The organism is Frigoribacterium sp. CFBP9029, from assembly GCF_034045305.1.
Taxonomy (GTDB): domain Bacteria; phylum Actinomycetota; class Actinomycetes; order Actinomycetales; family Microbacteriaceae; genus Frigoribacterium.
The window spans coordinates 29,846-44,318 of the sequence record NZ_JAXCWB010000002.1 but is presented as its reverse complement, the minus strand read 5'-3'; the positions used below and the strand labels follow the sequence as shown (position 1 = coordinate 44,318).

The window sequence follows — 14,473 nt, the reverse complement described above, 5'->3', positions numbered from 1 at the left end:
GAGTCACGACACGCCGCGGGGCTTAGGGTACCGCGGCGTGTCGTGACTCCTGGACCTGGACTCGGGAGCTCGGGGGCTCGGGCCCGGGGGCTCTGGCACGGGCTCGGGGGCTCGGGCTCGGGCTGTCGGGGCGGGCGATGAGTCACGACACGCCGTGGGGGCGTCCGGGGGCGCGGCGTGTTGTGACTCATCAACCCCATAGCCAGTGGGGCGGAGCGGGGCGGGGTCAGGCGCCAAGGAGGAGGCGCAGACCGAGCACGGTCATCACCACCGCGATGATGGCGTCGAGCACCCGCCAGGCCCCGGGCCTCGCGAAGACGGGACGCAGGAGGCGCGAGCCGAATCCCAGGGCCGAGAACCAGACGAGACTGCCCACCACCGCACCCGCCGCGAACCACCAGCGGAGCTCCCCCGGCTGCTGATTCGCCACCGAACCGAGGAAGACGATCGTGTCGAGATAGGTGTGCGGGTTCAACCAGGTGAAGGCGAGGGCCGTCAGCACGGCCGTCGAGACGCGGACCGTCTGTACCGGCTGGCGACCGTCAGCACCGCCCGGGGCGGCGACGGGGACCAGCGCACCCACCGGCCGCAGCGCGCGGGCCGCCGCGAACGCCGCGTACACCAGGAGGAACCCGGCACCCACGAGTCGCACCACGACGACGACCTCGGGCACGGCCGTGATGAGGGCGCCGACGCCGGCCACTCCGGCGCTGATCAGCACGGCGTCGCTGACCGCGCAGACCACCACGACGGGCACGACCACGCGGGTCACCCCGGTCAGACCGACCCGCAGCACGTACGCGTTCTGCGCACCGATGGCGACGATGAGGGCGAGGCTGGTGCCGAAGCCGAGGAGGGCGATCGGAAGGCTGGTCTCTAGGTGCACGACGTCGACGGTACGGGCCCCGTCGGCATCTATCTAGCTCATGTTTCCGATGGCGCATAAGCTCAGCTCATGGCCCGGTTCACCCTCGATCAGCTCGACACCCTGCGGACGATCGTCGACGAGGGCACGTTCGAGGCGGCGGCTCAGCGGCTGCACATGACCCAGTCGGCGGTCTCGCAGCGCATCAAGCTGCTCGAGACGGCGGCCGGCGCGGTGCTCCTCCGACGGACGAGCCCGGTCGCGACGACCCCGGCGGGGGACGTCGTGCTCCGTCTCGCCCGGCAGATCGACCTGCTGTCCGCCGACGTCGCCTCCGAGCTGGGAGGCGCGGGCACCGACCACGGACCGTCCACCCTGCCGATCGCGGTCAACGCCGATTCGTCGGCGACGTGGTTCCTCGACGCGCTGGCGGACGTGGCGGCGAGTCATCCGGTGGTGTTCGACCTCCGCCGCGCCGACCAGGAGCACACCTCGGCGCTGCTCCGGTCGGGCGACGTGCTGGCCGCGGTCACGGCGACCCGGGCGCCCGTGCAGGGCTGCGTCGTCGAACCGCTCGGCGTCATGCGCTACCGCGCCGTGGCGAGCCCCGCCTTCGTCGAGCGCCGGTTCGACGGCCGAGTCGACCTGGACATCGTCGACCGGGTGCCGATGGTCGTCTTCGATCGGACGGACACGCTGCAGCACGAGTTCGTCCGACGCGTCACCGGGCGAGACGCCCGCGCGCCTCGCCACCATGTGCCCGCCTCGGCCGACTTCGCGAGGGCGACCGTGCTCGGACTCGGATGGAGCATGCTGCCCGAGGAGCAGGCGCGGCCCGAGATCGAGGCGGGCCGTCTGGTCGAGCTCGCCCCCGACTCCCCCGTCGACGTCACGCTGTTCTGGCAGCGCTGGACGCTCGGGTCGCCCCTGCTCGACGCCGTGACGGAGGCGGTCCTGCGGACGGCGGGGCGCAGACTGCACCCGATGTCGGGCGGTCCGCGCCCCGCCGGACGCAGCGGCGCCTAGTCGCCGCGGGGCTCCCGAGGAGGCGCGGTGTCGGCATCCGCATCGGCCGGCGGCACCACGGGAGCACCCGACGCGACCGCGGCGGCCGTGGCCGACTCGCCGGCGGCGGAGGTCGCGGCGGACGTCGCGGCCGACGGAGCAGGTGTCGAGCGACCGCGGCTCGCCGCCTCCAGCTCCTCCGCTTCGTCCCCCGAGACGGCCTCGCCCCGCGCGACCATCCCGGCCACGTCGCTCAGCGCGATCTGCGGCAGGAACAGCGCCAGGATCAGCGCCACCGCGATGAACGGCACCAGGTACGCGAACACCGGCGCGAGCGAGTCGGCGTAGGCCTCGACGACGAGGCGGCGGATGGCCTCGGGCAGTTCGTTGAGCGCGGCCGGGTCGAGGGTCGCCGTCGCGGACGACGCGTCGCTCGGCGACGCCCCCGCGTCGGTGAAGACCGTCGTCAGGTTCGAGGTCAGGCGGCTGGTGAACATGGCGCCGAAGACCGCGACGCCGAGCGCCGCCCCGACCTCGCGGAAGTAGTTGTTCGTGCTGGTCGCGGTGCCGACGTTCGCGGCGTCGACCGAGTTCTGCACGACGAGCACCACGACCTGCATGATGAGGCCGAGCCCCGCGCCGAAGACGAACAGGAACACGCAGATCAGCGGCAGCGGGGTGTCGGCCGTCAGAGTCGTGAAGAGCAGCATGGCGATGCCCGTGAGGATCGTGCCGACGATCGGGAAGATGCGGTATCGGCCGGTCTTGGAGATCAGGTTGCCCGAGAGGATCGACGTGCCGATCAGACCCGCCATCATCGGCAGCAGCAGGAGTCCCGACACCGCCGCGGAGGCGCCGGACGACATCTGCAGGAACGTCGGGACGAAGGCGATCGCCGAGAACATGCCGATGCCGAGCACGAAGCCGATGCCCGTGGCGAGCACGAACACCTTGTTGCGGAAGAACGACAGCGGGATGATCGGGTCGTCGGCCCGCGACTCGACGAACACGAACAGCCCGACGGCGACGAGCACGCCCGCGCCCCAGAGCCAGGTCTCGCCGGCGCCCCAGCCGTGGTCGGCCTGACCGCCGAACTCGGTGAAGAAGATGAGGCACGTGGTCGCCGCCGACAGCAGCACGACGCCGAGCACGTCGATCCGCTTGGTGGCCTTCTTCCCGGGCAGGGTGAGCGCCATCCACGCGATGATGAACGCGGCGACGCCGACCGGGATGTTGATGTAGAACGCCCACTGCCACGTGAGGTGGTCGACGAAGAAGCCGCCGAGCAGCGGGCCGCCGATGGCCGAGAGGCCGAAGACGGCACCGAGCGGGCCGAGGTACCTGCCGCGCTCGGAGGCGGGCACGATGTCGGCGATGATCGCCTGCGACAGGATCATGAGCCCGCCGCCGCCGAGCCCCTGGATGGCGCGGAAGACCACGAACATCCAGAAGTCGTCGGCGAAGGCGCAGCCGATGCTGGCGAGCGTGAAGATCGCGATGGCGGCCAGGAACAGATTGCGTCGACCGAGCACGTCGCCGAACTTGCCGTAGATCGGCATGACGATCGTCGTGGCGAGCAGGTAGGCGGTGGTGATCCAGGCCTGGTGCTCGACGCCGCCGAGCTCGCCGACGATGGTCGGCATGGCGGTCGACACGATGGTCTGGTCGAGGCTCGAGAGCAGCATGCCCGAGATGAGGGCGCCGAAGATGATCCAGATCCGCCTCTTGGTGAGGAGGAACGGCGCGTCGCCCTTCGTGGCGGTGGCGGTGGTGGACGTGGTCATGGTCGACTCAACGGGCCTCTCGGTCGGACGGTTCGGTGATGGCGGGGGTCGTGATGGGGGTCGCGGCGGGGCTCGCGGCGGCCGTCGTGCTCGAGACGGCGAGCAGATCGCGGGCGAGGTCGAACCAGCTCGCGAGGACGTCGTCGAACCGGCGCGACGGGGCGTCGAGCTCGAAGAAGAACTGCTCGACGGCGCGCTGGGTCAGCGCGGTGGCGAGCGTGAACGCGGCGTCGACGCGCGGGTCGTCGACCGGGAGCCCCTCGTGGCGGGCGATGGCGGCGATCACCCGGCGCTTCTGCTCGTCGCCCTGGCGCATGATCGCGGCGAAGAGCCTGGGCTCGCGCTCGAGGACGGCGCGGAAGGCCGCGGCGCGCTCGCGTGTCAGCCCGACCTGCTCGATCCGGGCCACGATCAGGCGCGACAGGTCGTCGAACACGGACGAGAGGGGCAGGAGGCGCGGGTCGCGTGACGAGGCGGCGTACGCCTCGAGGGCGTGGTCGTCGTCGTCGATGGCCGTGCCCACGACGACGTCGTCCTTCGAGGCGAAGTGGTTGAAGAACGTGCGACGCGAGATGCCCACGGTGGCGCACAGCTCGTCGAGGGTGAAGCCGGCCAGCCCGTCGGCCGCCGTCCGTCGGCGGGCCTCGGCGATCAGCTCGGCACGGACGCGGACCCGCCGGAGGGCCGTCTTGCCGATCGTCTCGGGGGCGGCCCCGGTGCTCGTGTCGGTCATCGCGCCTCCTGCTCGATCGTCGTCCCGATGGTGCGGCGCCGATGCCGAGGGCGGAATGCCCGAGATGCACTATTGCACTCTGGGCGCCAGAGTGCAACAGCCGAAGTCGGCCAGGCAGACGCGCCGGACCTCCGGGCCTGCGAGGATCGACGCATGACCTGGCGCAGAGTCCTCAAGGCCTTCCCGACCGTCGTGCTCGTCGTCGACATCGTCATCCGCGTGGTGGCCGTGGTGCTCGTCCCCCGCAATCGGCGCCCGAGCTCGGCGATGGCGTGGCTGATGGCGATCTTCGTCGCGCCCATCCCCGGCAGCGTCCTCTTCGGGCTGATCGGCTCGACGAAGCTGCCACAGGACCGCCGCGACAAGCAGCGCGAGATCAACAGCCTCATCCTCGAGAACACGCAGGGTCTCGACTCGCGGGTGCCCACGGTCACCCAGCCGCCGTGGTTCGGCACCGTCGTGCAGCTGAACCGCACGCTCGGCGCCATGCCGCTCATCCCGGGCAACACCGCGACGCTGCTGCCCGACTACGCCGACTCGGTGGCCGCGATGACCGCGGCGGTCGACGACGCCGAGCGCTACGTGCACGTCGAGTTCTACATCCTCACCCGCGACGAGACGACCTACCTCTTCTTCGACGCGCTGAAGCGCGCCCACGACCGCGGGGTCAAGGTGCGGGTGCTCTACGACCACTGGGCGACCATCCGCAACCCCCAGGGCCGAGTCACCCGCCGCTGGCTGCGCGACGCCGGCATCCGCTTCGAGGAGATGCTGCCGTTCCACCCGACGAAGGGCATGTGGCGGCGTCCCGACCTCCGCAACCACCGCAAGATCGTCGTGGTCGACGGTCACGTGGCTTTCACCGGGTCGCAGAACATGATCGACCCGAGCTACAACAAGCGGGGCAACATGCGCCGGGGCCTGCAGTGGAAGGACCTCATGGTGCGACTCGACGGGCCCGCCGCCATCGGCCTCAACGCCCTCTTCATCACCGACTGGTACAGCGAGACCGACGAGCTGCCGACCGACGCGGAGGCCGAGCCGATCGTCGAGCAGCGCACGGGCCCGGACACCATCGAGTGCCAGGTCGTGCCGAGCGGCCCCGGGTTCGACGGCGAGAACAACCTGCGCCTCTTCAACGCGCTCGTCTACGGCGCCCAGGAGCGCCTGATCATCGCCAGCCCGTACTTCGTGCCCGACGAGTCGATGCTCTACGCGATCACCACGGCGGCCGAGCGGGGCGTCGACGTGCAGCTGTTCGCCTGCGAGGTGGCCGACCAGTTCATGGTCTACCACGCGCAGCGCTCGTACTACGAGACGCTGCTTCGTGCGGGCGTCCGCATCTTCCTCTACGAGAAGCCGACCGTGCTGCACTCGAAGCACTTCACGGTCGACGACGACGTGGCCGTCATCGGGTCGAGCAACATGGACATGCGCTCGTTCAGCCTCAACTTCGAGGTCTCGCTGATGGTGCGCGGGTCGGGTTTCGTCGACGAGGTGCGTCTCATCGAGGACGACTACCGTTCGCGGTCGCACGAGCTCACCCTCGCCGCCTGGCTGTCACGACCCGCCGGGCTGCAGGTGCTGGACAACGTCGCCCGGCTCACGGCCGCCGTCCAGTAGGCCGCGGCTCACCCGGCGAGGGTCTCCCGGAGCGTCCGCACGATCTCGACCCGCGCCTCCCTGCCGGCCCGTGTCGGCAGCAGCGGGTACGCGTGGATCCGCCCCCGACCCTCGTGCCAGTCGAGGTCGACCCCCGCGGTGCGAGCACGGTCGCGCAGGAGGTGCGCGTCGGGATTCAGGACGTCGCGCGTCCCCGAGAACACGGTCAGCGCACCCAGCCCGGCGAGATCGCCGAACAGCGGGCTGACCGTGGGGTCGCGCAGGTCGAGACCGCCCCGCCAGTGCTCGGACAGCACCCGCCCGCCGGGGGTGCCGAGCCACGGGTCGCTCGGCTGGACCTCGGGGATCCGCGGGTTGCTCCAGGTGAGGTCGAGCGCGGGGGCGATCAGCACCGTCCGAGGCACGACGACGCCCTCGTCGCGCAGCGACAACGCCGCCGAGAGGACGATCTGACCGCCGGCGGAGTCCCCCGCGAGAGCCACGGGACCATCCGCCGTGGTGACGAGGTCGACGATGCCGACCCGCGCCTCCTCGGCGGTCCCGAACGGGACGAGGGGGTAGATCGGGAGCACGACCGCGGTGCCCGCCTCTGCCGCGATCTGCGCGGCGAGATGCCAGTGCTGCGACACGATCTCGCCGACCCAGCCGCCGCCGTGGGCGTAAACCACGGTGCCGCGGGACGCTCCGTCGCGGCGTGAGACGCGGTACACCGGCCAGCCGGCGCGCTGCTCGACGTCGACGCGGACGTCCGACCGCAGGGCGCTCGGCGGACCGAACGGCGCAGGGCGCAGCGACCGCGCACGGATGCGACGACGGGCGCCCGCCGCGCTGACGAAGGTCCGGTTCGCCGCCGTGAGACGCAGGAACCCCACCACCACCGACTGCGGCACGACGAGACGCGCCGCCGTCGGCACCTTCGCACGGAGGTCGGACGAGAGGGCTGGGCGACGGCCGCGGGTGCTCATGCGCCGACCGTACCCCGCGCACCCCGGCCGTGACGCGGGCACGGAGGGGCCGCGAAGGAGGCGCGCGTACCGTCGGGACGACACGCACCACCAGAGAGGACCGCACGATGACCACTCCCATCCGCACCGTCATGAGCCCCGCCCGCTACGTCCAAGGCAAGGACGCCATCACCCGGCTCGGCGAGTTCGTCGCCCCGATCGGCTCGAAGCCGCTGATCGTGTCGGACGACGTCGTCTGGGGTCTCGTCGAGCAGTCGGTCACCACCAGCTTCGAGTCGGCCGACCTGCGCATCGAGCGCGTCGGATTCGGCCGCTTCGCGACACCCGCCTCGATCGACGAGCTCGTCGAGACCATCCGAGGGACGTCCGCCGACGTCGTCGTCGCGATCGGCGGCGGCAGCGCCATCGACGCCGCCAAGGCCGCCGGGCACCTCGCCGGCATCCGCTGGGTCAGCGTGCCCACGGTCGCCTCCACCGACGCGCCGACCTCCGCGCTCGCCGTCGTCTACACCGACGAGGGCGAGTTCATCGAGTACCGGTTCTTCCCGCGGAACCCCGACCTCGTGCTGATCGACACGCAGCTCGTCGCGAACGCACCCGTCAAGTTCCTCGTCGCGGGGATCGGCGACGCCCTCGCCACGTGGCTCGAGGCCCGCGCCTCGGCCCGCTCGCACGCGACCACGATGGCCGGCGGCCTCCCGACGCAGGCCGGCACGGCTCTCGCCGAGCTGTCGTGGCGGATCATCCACGAGAACGCCTTCTCGGCCCTCGCCGCAGCGGAGGACGGCGTCGTCACGCCCGCCCTCGAGGCCCTCGTCGAGGCCAACACGCTGCTGTCGGGTCTGGGCTTCGAGTCGGGCGGACTCGCCGCCGCGCACGCCATCCACAACGGCCTGACCGCGGCGCCGCAGACCCACGGGCTGACGCACGGTCAGAAGGTCAACATCGGCTCGATGACGCAGCTCGTGCTCGAGGGGGCGCCCCGCGACGAGATCGAGGACTTCGTCGAGTTCACCACCCGCGTCGGTCTGCCGAACACGCTCACCGAGATCGGCCTGACGGTGGACGACCTCGACGAGCTGACCGCCGTGGCCGAGGCCGCTACCGTCGAGACGGAGACCATCCACAACATGCCGTTCCCGGTGACGTCCGCCGACGTGGTCGCCGCGCTCGTGTCGATCGAGCGCCTGTCGCGGTCGATCCGCTCGGCGAAGGGGCTGCCCGAGCCCGAGCTGTACGTCGCCGGGCACTGAGTCGACGCGGCGTCGGGCCGGCGAGGCACCGACGCGTCACCGGCGTTTGACATCATGACCCCGTGACGAGACGTGACAGCGCAGACCCGGGCGACCGAGGGCACCCCCTCGAGGTCGCCCGGGTCTTCTCTCTGTTCGGGCTGACGTCGTTCGGCGGGCCGGTCGCGCATCTCGGGTACTTCCGCTCCGAGCTGGTCGAGCGGCGGCGCTGGCTCGCCGACGGGCGGTACGGCGAGCTGGTCGCGCTGGCGCAGTTCCTGCCCGGGCCGGCTTCGAGCCAGGTCGGCTTCGGGCTGGGTCTGCTGCGCGCCGGTCCGCTCGGCGCGCTGACGGCGTTCGTCGCCTTCACCCTGCCGTCGGCCCTGCTGATGTACGCGGTGGCGCTCGGCCTCGGGGCCTTCGACGGGCCCGTGGGCTCGGCCGTCGTGAGGGGACTGACGATCGGCGCGGTGGCGGTCGTGGCCCACGCCGTGACGGGGATGGCGCGGTCGCTGGCGCCCGACCCGACCCGCGCCTCCCTCGCCGTCGTCGCCGCGGTCGCCGCCCTCGCGCTGACCGGCCCGGCCGGGCAGCTGGTCGCGATCGCGGTCGGGCTCGCAGGAGGGCTGCTCTTCTGCCGGTCGGACGAGGAGGCGCGGGTCGGGTCCGCGCCGTTCCCGATCGGTCGGCGGGCGGGTGCGGTCTGCCTGGGTCTCTTCGTCGCCCTCCTCGCCGGGTTGCCCGTGCTGGCCGCCGCGACGCGGTCCGAGACGATCGCCCTGATCGACGTCTTCTACCGGGCGGGGGCGCTCGTCTTCGGTGGCGGTCACGTCGTGCTGCCGCTGCTGCACGCGGGGCTGGTCGAGCCCGGCTGGGTCGACGACGGCGTCTTCCTGACCGGCTACGGGGTGGCGCAGGCCGTGCCGGGTCCGCTCTTCACCTTCGCGACGTACCTCGGGGCCGTCGCCGATCTCGGGCCGGGAGGCGCGCTCGGCGCCCTGCTGGCCACCCTCGCGATCTTCGCGCCGGGGCTGCTGCTGTTGGCGGGCGTGCTGCCGTTCTGGGATGCAGTGCGGGGGCGCCGCCTCGTCGGCGCGCTCCTCCGCGGGGCGAACGCGGCCGTCGTCGGGCTGCTGGCCGCGGCGCTCTACGACCCGGTGTTCGTCACGGCGGTGACCGACGTCGGCGCCTTCTGCCTGGCCCTGGTCTGCTTCGTGCTGCTGGTCGTCTGGCGGGTGCCGGCGTGGGCCGTCGTGATGATCGCCGCCGGGGGCGGTGTGCTGCTGACGGGGCTCACATCGACGCCAGGCGCCGGCTGACCGCGATGCGACGTGCATCGGGCGGAGACCGCCTGGTGCTCGGTGCAGACCTGTCGGTCTGGAAGGCGCTAGCGTCATCGACATGACGACGAATGGTTCCACCACCGCCTCCCTCCCCCGCCGGTCCGCAGGCCTGACCCGTCTCGCGCTCGGAGCCGCCGCGGCGCTCGCCACCGTCACGATGCTCACGTCGTGCGGTCTGGTGGACCAGTCCGAACCGGAATCGCAGGAGGCGGCGAAGCACCTGAACGAGACGTACGAGGCCTACGGGTCCGACCTCTCCGGCGAGGATTACGAGGCTGTGGCGTACGGCGCCTTCCACATCACCCTCGAGATCGACGGCGAGGACGTGGACGTCAGGATCTGCGACCCCGACGTGAGCCCCACCGAGACGACGTTCTGCACGAACGACGATCAGAACCCGACGCCGATCCCCCTCCCGAACGACTGACCCGGGAGCAGTGCGGAGATTTGCTATATTATAGCAAATTCGCTCAGGAGACTCCGTGACTCTCAACCCGTACACGCCCGGCGCCGGCACCCGACCGCCGACCCTGATCGGTCGGGAGTCCCAGCTGGCGGTCGTCGGCTCTCTCGCCGAGCTCGTCGAGGCGGGCCGCTCGTCGAACCCCGTCGTGTTCACCGGCCTGCGAGGAGTGGGCAAGACGTCGCTCCTCCAGGAGGTCGGCGCCGTGCTGCGCTCCAGAGGATGGCTCGCCGGCTACTACGAGGTGCGGCGCGACGTCGAACCGGGTGTCGCCGTGAGGTCCATCGTCCGGGACAGCGCCGACCTCACGCAGGGCAGACTCCGGAAGGCGCTGTCCTCGGGGGCGCACTCGATCGGGGGCATGAAGCTGTCGCTGGGGCCGACCGGCTTCACCTTCGCCGTCGATGCCGCTTCACCTCGACGCGACGACTCCGACCCGTTCCCCGAACTGGTCCGGTTCCTCCGACTGCTCGGACGGGACGCCAGTCAGAACGGGGTCGGCGTGGCCCTTCTGATCGACGAGCTGCAGGTCTTCCGTAAACGGGACATCGCCGTCCTCGTCCAGGCCCTGTCGGCGCTCAAGGACGAACCGATCGTGCTCATCGGCGCCGGTCTGCCCTACCTCGCGTCCGAGCTGTCGAAGGCGAACACCTACGCCGAGCGGTTCCGCTTCGAGTTGATCGACCGGTTGGGCGAGTCGGACGCACGCGCGGCGGTCACCGATCCCGCCTTCGACCTCGGCACCATCTGGGACGACGACGCGCTCGAGCGGGTCCTCGAGCTCGCCGATCGGTACCCCTACTTCCTCCAGCTCTACGCGAGCGAGTCGTGGACCTGCGCCGCCGGCGCCGCTCGGATCGAGTCGACGCACGTCGACGAAGCCATCCCGGCCGTGCAGCGGCAGCTCGACGCGGGGCTGTACTCCGCGCGCTACGACCGGCTCTCCGAGCGCGAACGCGAGTACGTCGACACCATGGTCGCCGTGGCCGACGCGTCGCCCGACGGTGGGCACGACGCCCGTCCCCGGCCGAGCGTCTCGCCTCGGGTCCAGTCCGGTGCGGTGGCGGCCGAGCTGGGCAAGTCGCTGACGCAGGTGGCGACCACCCGCGACCGCATCATCCGCAAGGGCATCATCCACGCGCCCGTCTACGGCGAGCTCGAGTTCTCCGTCCCCGGCTTCGCGGACTACGTCCGCCGGCGCACGGGCCGCGCCCGCTGACCGACCTCGTCCAGTCAGCGTCGACTGGGTCGACGACGCGATCGTCTACCGGGCGGGCGGGAAACGCTCGGCGAGCAGCACCGCGAGCTGGTCGAGGTCTCGGCGGACCGCGTCAGCATCGGCCTGGAACTCCTCCTCCGACATGCCGTCACGGCGGAACAGGGTGAAGACGGCCTCGCTGCCCTGGTCGTTGGCGACGATGCGGAAGGGGTTCCGCACCACCGATCCGTCGGGCAGGGTCACGTCGTGGTCGAGGATCCCCAGCTCGACCGGCCCGGTGAAGGTCACCTCGACGACGCCCAGGGGCGAGTCCGTGATCCACCGCCCGCCCTCCTGACGCATACCGGTGCTCAGACCGGCCGCCCACTCGGGGAGGTTCGCAGGGTCCCCGGCGACGCGGGACACCGTGGTGACATCGTGGACGAGCGAGCGCGAGATGTGGACGGCGGGCCAGGTCATGCCCGGAAGCTAGCAGCTCAGGACTCGTGCTCGCATCCGACTCGTAGCCGGACGCTCGGCCGTGGGCTGGCGGGCATGTTCCCACCATCGGGTCATGGAGCAGTGATGGCCTCCCAGAGCACCTCTCCGTCGACGAGGGTCGTCGTCGGTGCGAGCCCGAGCCTTTCGGCCACACGTGCTGACGCCGTGTGGTCCGGATGGACGTGAGCCTGCAGGCGTCCGACGCCGATCGACGGCAACCACGCCACGACCGCCGAACCCGCTTCCCGCGCCAGCCCCCGGCCCTGCTCCGACACGGTGACCAGCCACGCGAGGTCGGCGACGAGCTCGACGCCCCTGCGCGTGAGCGTCGCCTGGACGAATCCGATGGCCGGCCCGCCGCCGATGGGCCGGATGATCCAGTTCAACCACCCGGCGCGTCCGTCGTCGGACCGGCCTCTCGCCTGACGTCGGTAGCGCGCCTCGAGCTCGTCGTACGTCGGGGGTTCCCCACCGGTGAACCGGTAGAGCACCAGGGGCGCCAGTACCCTCGTCATCTCGCTCGCGTGCCTCACGGCGAGCGGCTCCAGCGAGAGACGAGCCGATCGCAGGGCATCGGCTCGCGGCCACGACACGCCCTGAGCATCGCCGACCGGCCGGACACCCGTCACCGTCGGGACCTCGGGTGACGAGCGCCTCTCCCCCTCCATCTATCGGACGCTCGCTCCGCGCAGCGACAGGCTCGTGCCTCCTGCGGCGACGAGCACCAGCGCGACACCCACGACGGCGAGCCACCAGAATTCGAACGCCGCAGCGATGTCGGCGAGCGACGGGGCGAGCGCCAGGAGGAGGCCTGCGAGCACGAGGACCGCGACGACGGCTACTCCAAGAGGGCCGCGCGGGCCGAACCGCAGCCAGACCCCGCCGAAGACCGCACCGACCGTGAACGCCGTCAGCGAGCCGAGGAACATCACGAGCAGCAGTACGACGACGTTCCCCGCGCCGAGGATGGCGGTGTCGAAGACGTAGATGCCGACGAACCAATGGCCGGTGAGCAGCTCGAGGCCGAGCATCGCGGCCGCGACGACGGCGAGGTAGGCGGACACCAGCGCGTGAGTGAGGAACGTGCCCGCCGCGAAGCCGCGGCGTGTGGTGCCGAGCGACGACGCCACCGGGAACACGGACGAGATGCTGGCGACCCCCGTCGCCACGAGGTACCCGGAGACGGACCAGGCGAGGGCCGGATTGTTGCGAGCGCTGTCGGCGTAGCCGGGCGAGCTCGGAGACATCCCCGTGGCGCGCTGGATGGCGAGCTGGATGATCACGGTCGCCACACCTGCGACGAGCATGATGGCGAGAGGCACGAGGAACCATGTCGTGCGGCGCACGAGCTGGAGTCGGACGACGGCGGTGGCACGGCTCACGACAGGGCTCCTTCGGTGGTGACGGATTCGGCACGGTCGCCCACGCCGGGCGACGGCGTACCGGCGCCCAGCGCTGCGACGAACTGCTGGAGCGACACGGATCCCAGCTCGACCCCGGCCTCGCGGGCCTCGCGCCGGAGGGCGTCGTCGACGCTCCCCGCCACGGTGACGCTGGCGAGTCCGCCGAGGGCGTGCCGGGCGAGCACCCGCCGGGAGCCGACGACCCGATCGACCGCACCTGCGGCTCCTGCCGCCGTCCAGGCCGAGGCGCGAGCCGTGTCGACGTCGGCGTCGAGGACGACCCGTCCCTCGTCGAGCACGACGACCTGCTCCAACAGGGATTCCGACTCGTCGACGAGGTGGGTGGAGAGCAGGACGGTGCGGGGGTGTTCGGCGTAGTCGGCGAGCAGGCGATCGTAGAAGATCTGGCGAGCGGTGGCATCGAGGCCGAGGTAGGGCTCGTCGAAGATCGTGAGCGGCGCCCGCGATGCGAGCCCGAGCACGATCGCGACGCTCGAGGCCTGACCCCGCGACATCTTCTTGATCGGTGTCCGAGTCGGAACGCGCAGGTCGGCCACGAGGTCGCGCGCCAGTGCCGGGTCCCAGCCGGCGTGGAAGGCCGGGGCGACCGAGAGCACGTGACCGATGCGGAAGTCGTCGGGCCAGCGCTGGCTGTCCCGTACGAAGGAGGTGCGCGACAGGACCTCCACGCTCTCGACCGGGTCGTGCCCCAGAGTGCGGACCGTGCCCGAACTCGGACGCTCCTGCCCGGCGATCATCGAGAGCAGGGTGGTCTTCCCCGCCCCGTTGCGGCCGAGCAGGCCGCAGATGGCGCCCTCCCGGACGGTCGTGCTGACGCCCCGGAGGGCGGTGGTCGACCCGTAGGTGCGGTGCACCCCGGAGACTTCGACGGCGGTGCTCATGACGGATCCTCCTGATTGATCATGCGCGTGAGGGCTGCAGCGTCGATGCCGAGCGCGGCGGCCTCGCGGACGAGCGGTCGGACGTACTGCTCGGCGAAACGGGCACGACGCTGCTCGACGAGCAGGTCACGGGCGCCGGGGGCCACGAACATGCCGATGCCCCGTCGCTTGTAGAGCACCCCGCGGTCGACGAGCAGGTTCATCGCCTTGCCCGCCGTAGCCGGGTTGATGCGGTAGAACGCTGCGAACTCGTTCGTCGACGCCACCTGCTGCTCTTCCGCGTAGGTGCCGGCGAGCACGTCGTCCGCGATGCGGTCGGCCAGCTGCTGGAAGATCGGGCTGCTCTCCTCGAACACGGCGACCCTCCTCATTGGTTAGTTGGTTCAGTAATGAACCTATTGACCAGGAGCGATCGTGTCAAGGAGGCGGCGATCTCGTCCGCCTCGAGGCTGCGGA

The 14,473-nt window shown here is 71.3% G+C and carries 15 protein-coding genes; 6 read left to right on the top strand and 9 right to left on the bottom strand.

The window, feature by feature from the left end; all coding sequences use genetic code 11:
* Nucleotides 1-226 precede the first annotated feature (226 nt).
* On the bottom strand, nt 227-886 hold the full coding sequence (locus SOM11_RS02740) for a LysE/ArgO family amino acid transporter (protein ID WP_320477135.1): 660 nt from the start codon (nt 884-886) through the stop codon (nt 227-229).
* Nucleotides 887-955: 69 nt separating this feature from the next.
* On the opposite strand from SOM11_RS02740, the gene SOM11_RS02735 reads away from it, so the two are divergent.
* Nucleotides 956-1,891: a LysR family transcriptional regulator ArgP gene (locus SOM11_RS02735; protein WP_320477134.1), complete on the top strand. Its 936-nt coding sequence runs from the start codon at nt 956-958 to the stop codon at nt 1,889-1,891.
* On the opposite strand, the gene SOM11_RS02730 is transcribed toward SOM11_RS02735, so the two are convergent.
* Nucleotides 1,888-3,654: an MDR family MFS transporter gene (locus SOM11_RS02730; protein WP_192060235.1), complete on the bottom strand. Its 1,767-nt coding sequence runs from the start codon at nt 3,652-3,654 to the stop codon at nt 1,888-1,890. The two genes, SOM11_RS02735 and SOM11_RS02730, sit on opposite strands and share 4 nt — an antisense overlap.
* 7 nt (nt 3,655-3,661) lie before the next feature.
* Complete coding sequence (locus tag SOM11_RS02725) at nt 3,662-4,387, bottom strand: TetR/AcrR family transcriptional regulator (protein ID WP_192060234.1); 726 nt, start codon at nt 4,385-4,387, stop codon at nt 3,662-3,664.
* A gap of 153 nt (nt 4,388-4,540) precedes the next feature.
* On the opposite strand from SOM11_RS02725, the gene cls reads away from it, so the two are divergent.
* Nucleotides 4,541-6,010 carry a cardiolipin synthase gene (gene cls, locus SOM11_RS02720; RefSeq protein WP_192060233.1) on the top strand — a complete coding sequence of 490 codons (1,470 nt, stop codon included), beginning with the start codon at nt 4,541-4,543 and terminating at the stop codon, nt 6,008-6,010.
* An 8-nt stretch (nt 6,011-6,018) separates the two neighbouring features.
* Here cls and SOM11_RS02715 read toward each other — a convergent pair whose 3' ends face one another.
* On the bottom strand, nt 6,019-6,975 hold the full coding sequence (locus SOM11_RS02715) for an alpha/beta hydrolase fold domain-containing protein (RefSeq protein WP_320477133.1): 957 nt from the start codon (nt 6,973-6,975) through the stop codon (nt 6,019-6,021).
* Between the two features lie 107 nt (nt 6,976-7,082).
* On the opposite strand from SOM11_RS02715, the gene SOM11_RS02710 reads away from it, so the two are divergent.
* From SOM11_RS02710 to SOM11_RS02695, 4 genes are all read left to right on the top strand, one after another.
* Nucleotides 7,083-8,228 carry a glycerol dehydrogenase gene (locus tag SOM11_RS02710; protein ID WP_320477132.1) on the top strand — a complete coding sequence of 382 codons (1,146 nt, stop codon included), beginning with the start codon at nt 7,083-7,085 and terminating at the stop codon, nt 8,226-8,228.
* Between the two features lie 62 nt (nt 8,229-8,290).
* A complete protein-coding gene (gene chrA, locus SOM11_RS02705; protein WP_320477131.1) occupies nt 8,291-9,526 on the top strand; it encodes a chromate efflux transporter in 1,236 nt (411 codons plus the stop codon).
* 82 nt (nt 9,527-9,608) lie between these two features.
* The gene (locus SOM11_RS02700) at nt 9,609-9,977 is read left to right on the top strand and encodes a hypothetical protein (protein WP_320477130.1); all 369 of its coding nucleotides are present in this window, start codon (nt 9,609-9,611) and stop codon (nt 9,975-9,977) included.
* A gap of 55 nt (nt 9,978-10,032) precedes the next feature.
* The gene (locus SOM11_RS02695) at nt 10,033-11,232 is read left to right on the top strand and encodes an ATP-binding protein (protein WP_320477129.1); all 1,200 of its coding nucleotides are present in this window, start codon (nt 10,033-10,035) and stop codon (nt 11,230-11,232) included.
* Between the two features lie 45 nt (nt 11,233-11,277).
* On the opposite strand, the gene SOM11_RS02690 is transcribed toward SOM11_RS02695, so the two are convergent.
* The 5 genes from SOM11_RS02690 to SOM11_RS02670 form a co-directional block, all read right to left on the bottom strand.
* Nucleotides 11,278-11,691 carry an SRPBCC family protein gene (locus SOM11_RS02690; protein ID WP_320477128.1) on the bottom strand — a complete coding sequence of 138 codons (414 nt, stop codon included), beginning with the start codon at nt 11,689-11,691 and terminating at the stop codon, nt 11,278-11,280.
* 92 nt (nt 11,692-11,783) lie between these two features.
* Nucleotides 11,784-12,305, bottom strand: a complete 522-nt coding sequence (locus tag SOM11_RS02685) for a GNAT family N-acetyltransferase (RefSeq protein WP_320477127.1) — start codon at nt 12,303-12,305, stop codon at nt 11,784-11,786.
* A gap of 75 nt (nt 12,306-12,380) precedes the next feature.
* On the bottom strand, nt 12,381-13,094 hold the full coding sequence (locus SOM11_RS02680; RefSeq protein ID WP_320477126.1) for a hypothetical protein: 714 nt from the start codon (nt 13,092-13,094) through the stop codon (nt 12,381-12,383).
* The gene (locus SOM11_RS02675; RefSeq protein ID WP_320477125.1) at nt 13,091-14,017 is read right to left on the bottom strand and encodes an ABC transporter ATP-binding protein; all 927 of its coding nucleotides are present in this window, start codon (nt 14,015-14,017) and stop codon (nt 13,091-13,093) included. Before SOM11_RS02675 ends, SOM11_RS02680 begins: the two co-directional genes overlap by 4 nt.
* Nucleotides 14,014-14,373: a GntR family transcriptional regulator gene (locus SOM11_RS02670; protein WP_320477124.1), complete on the bottom strand. Its 360-nt coding sequence runs from the start codon at nt 14,371-14,373 to the stop codon at nt 14,014-14,016. Before SOM11_RS02670 ends, SOM11_RS02675 begins: the two co-directional genes overlap by 4 nt.
* Nucleotides 14,374-14,473: the final 100 nt, after the last annotated feature.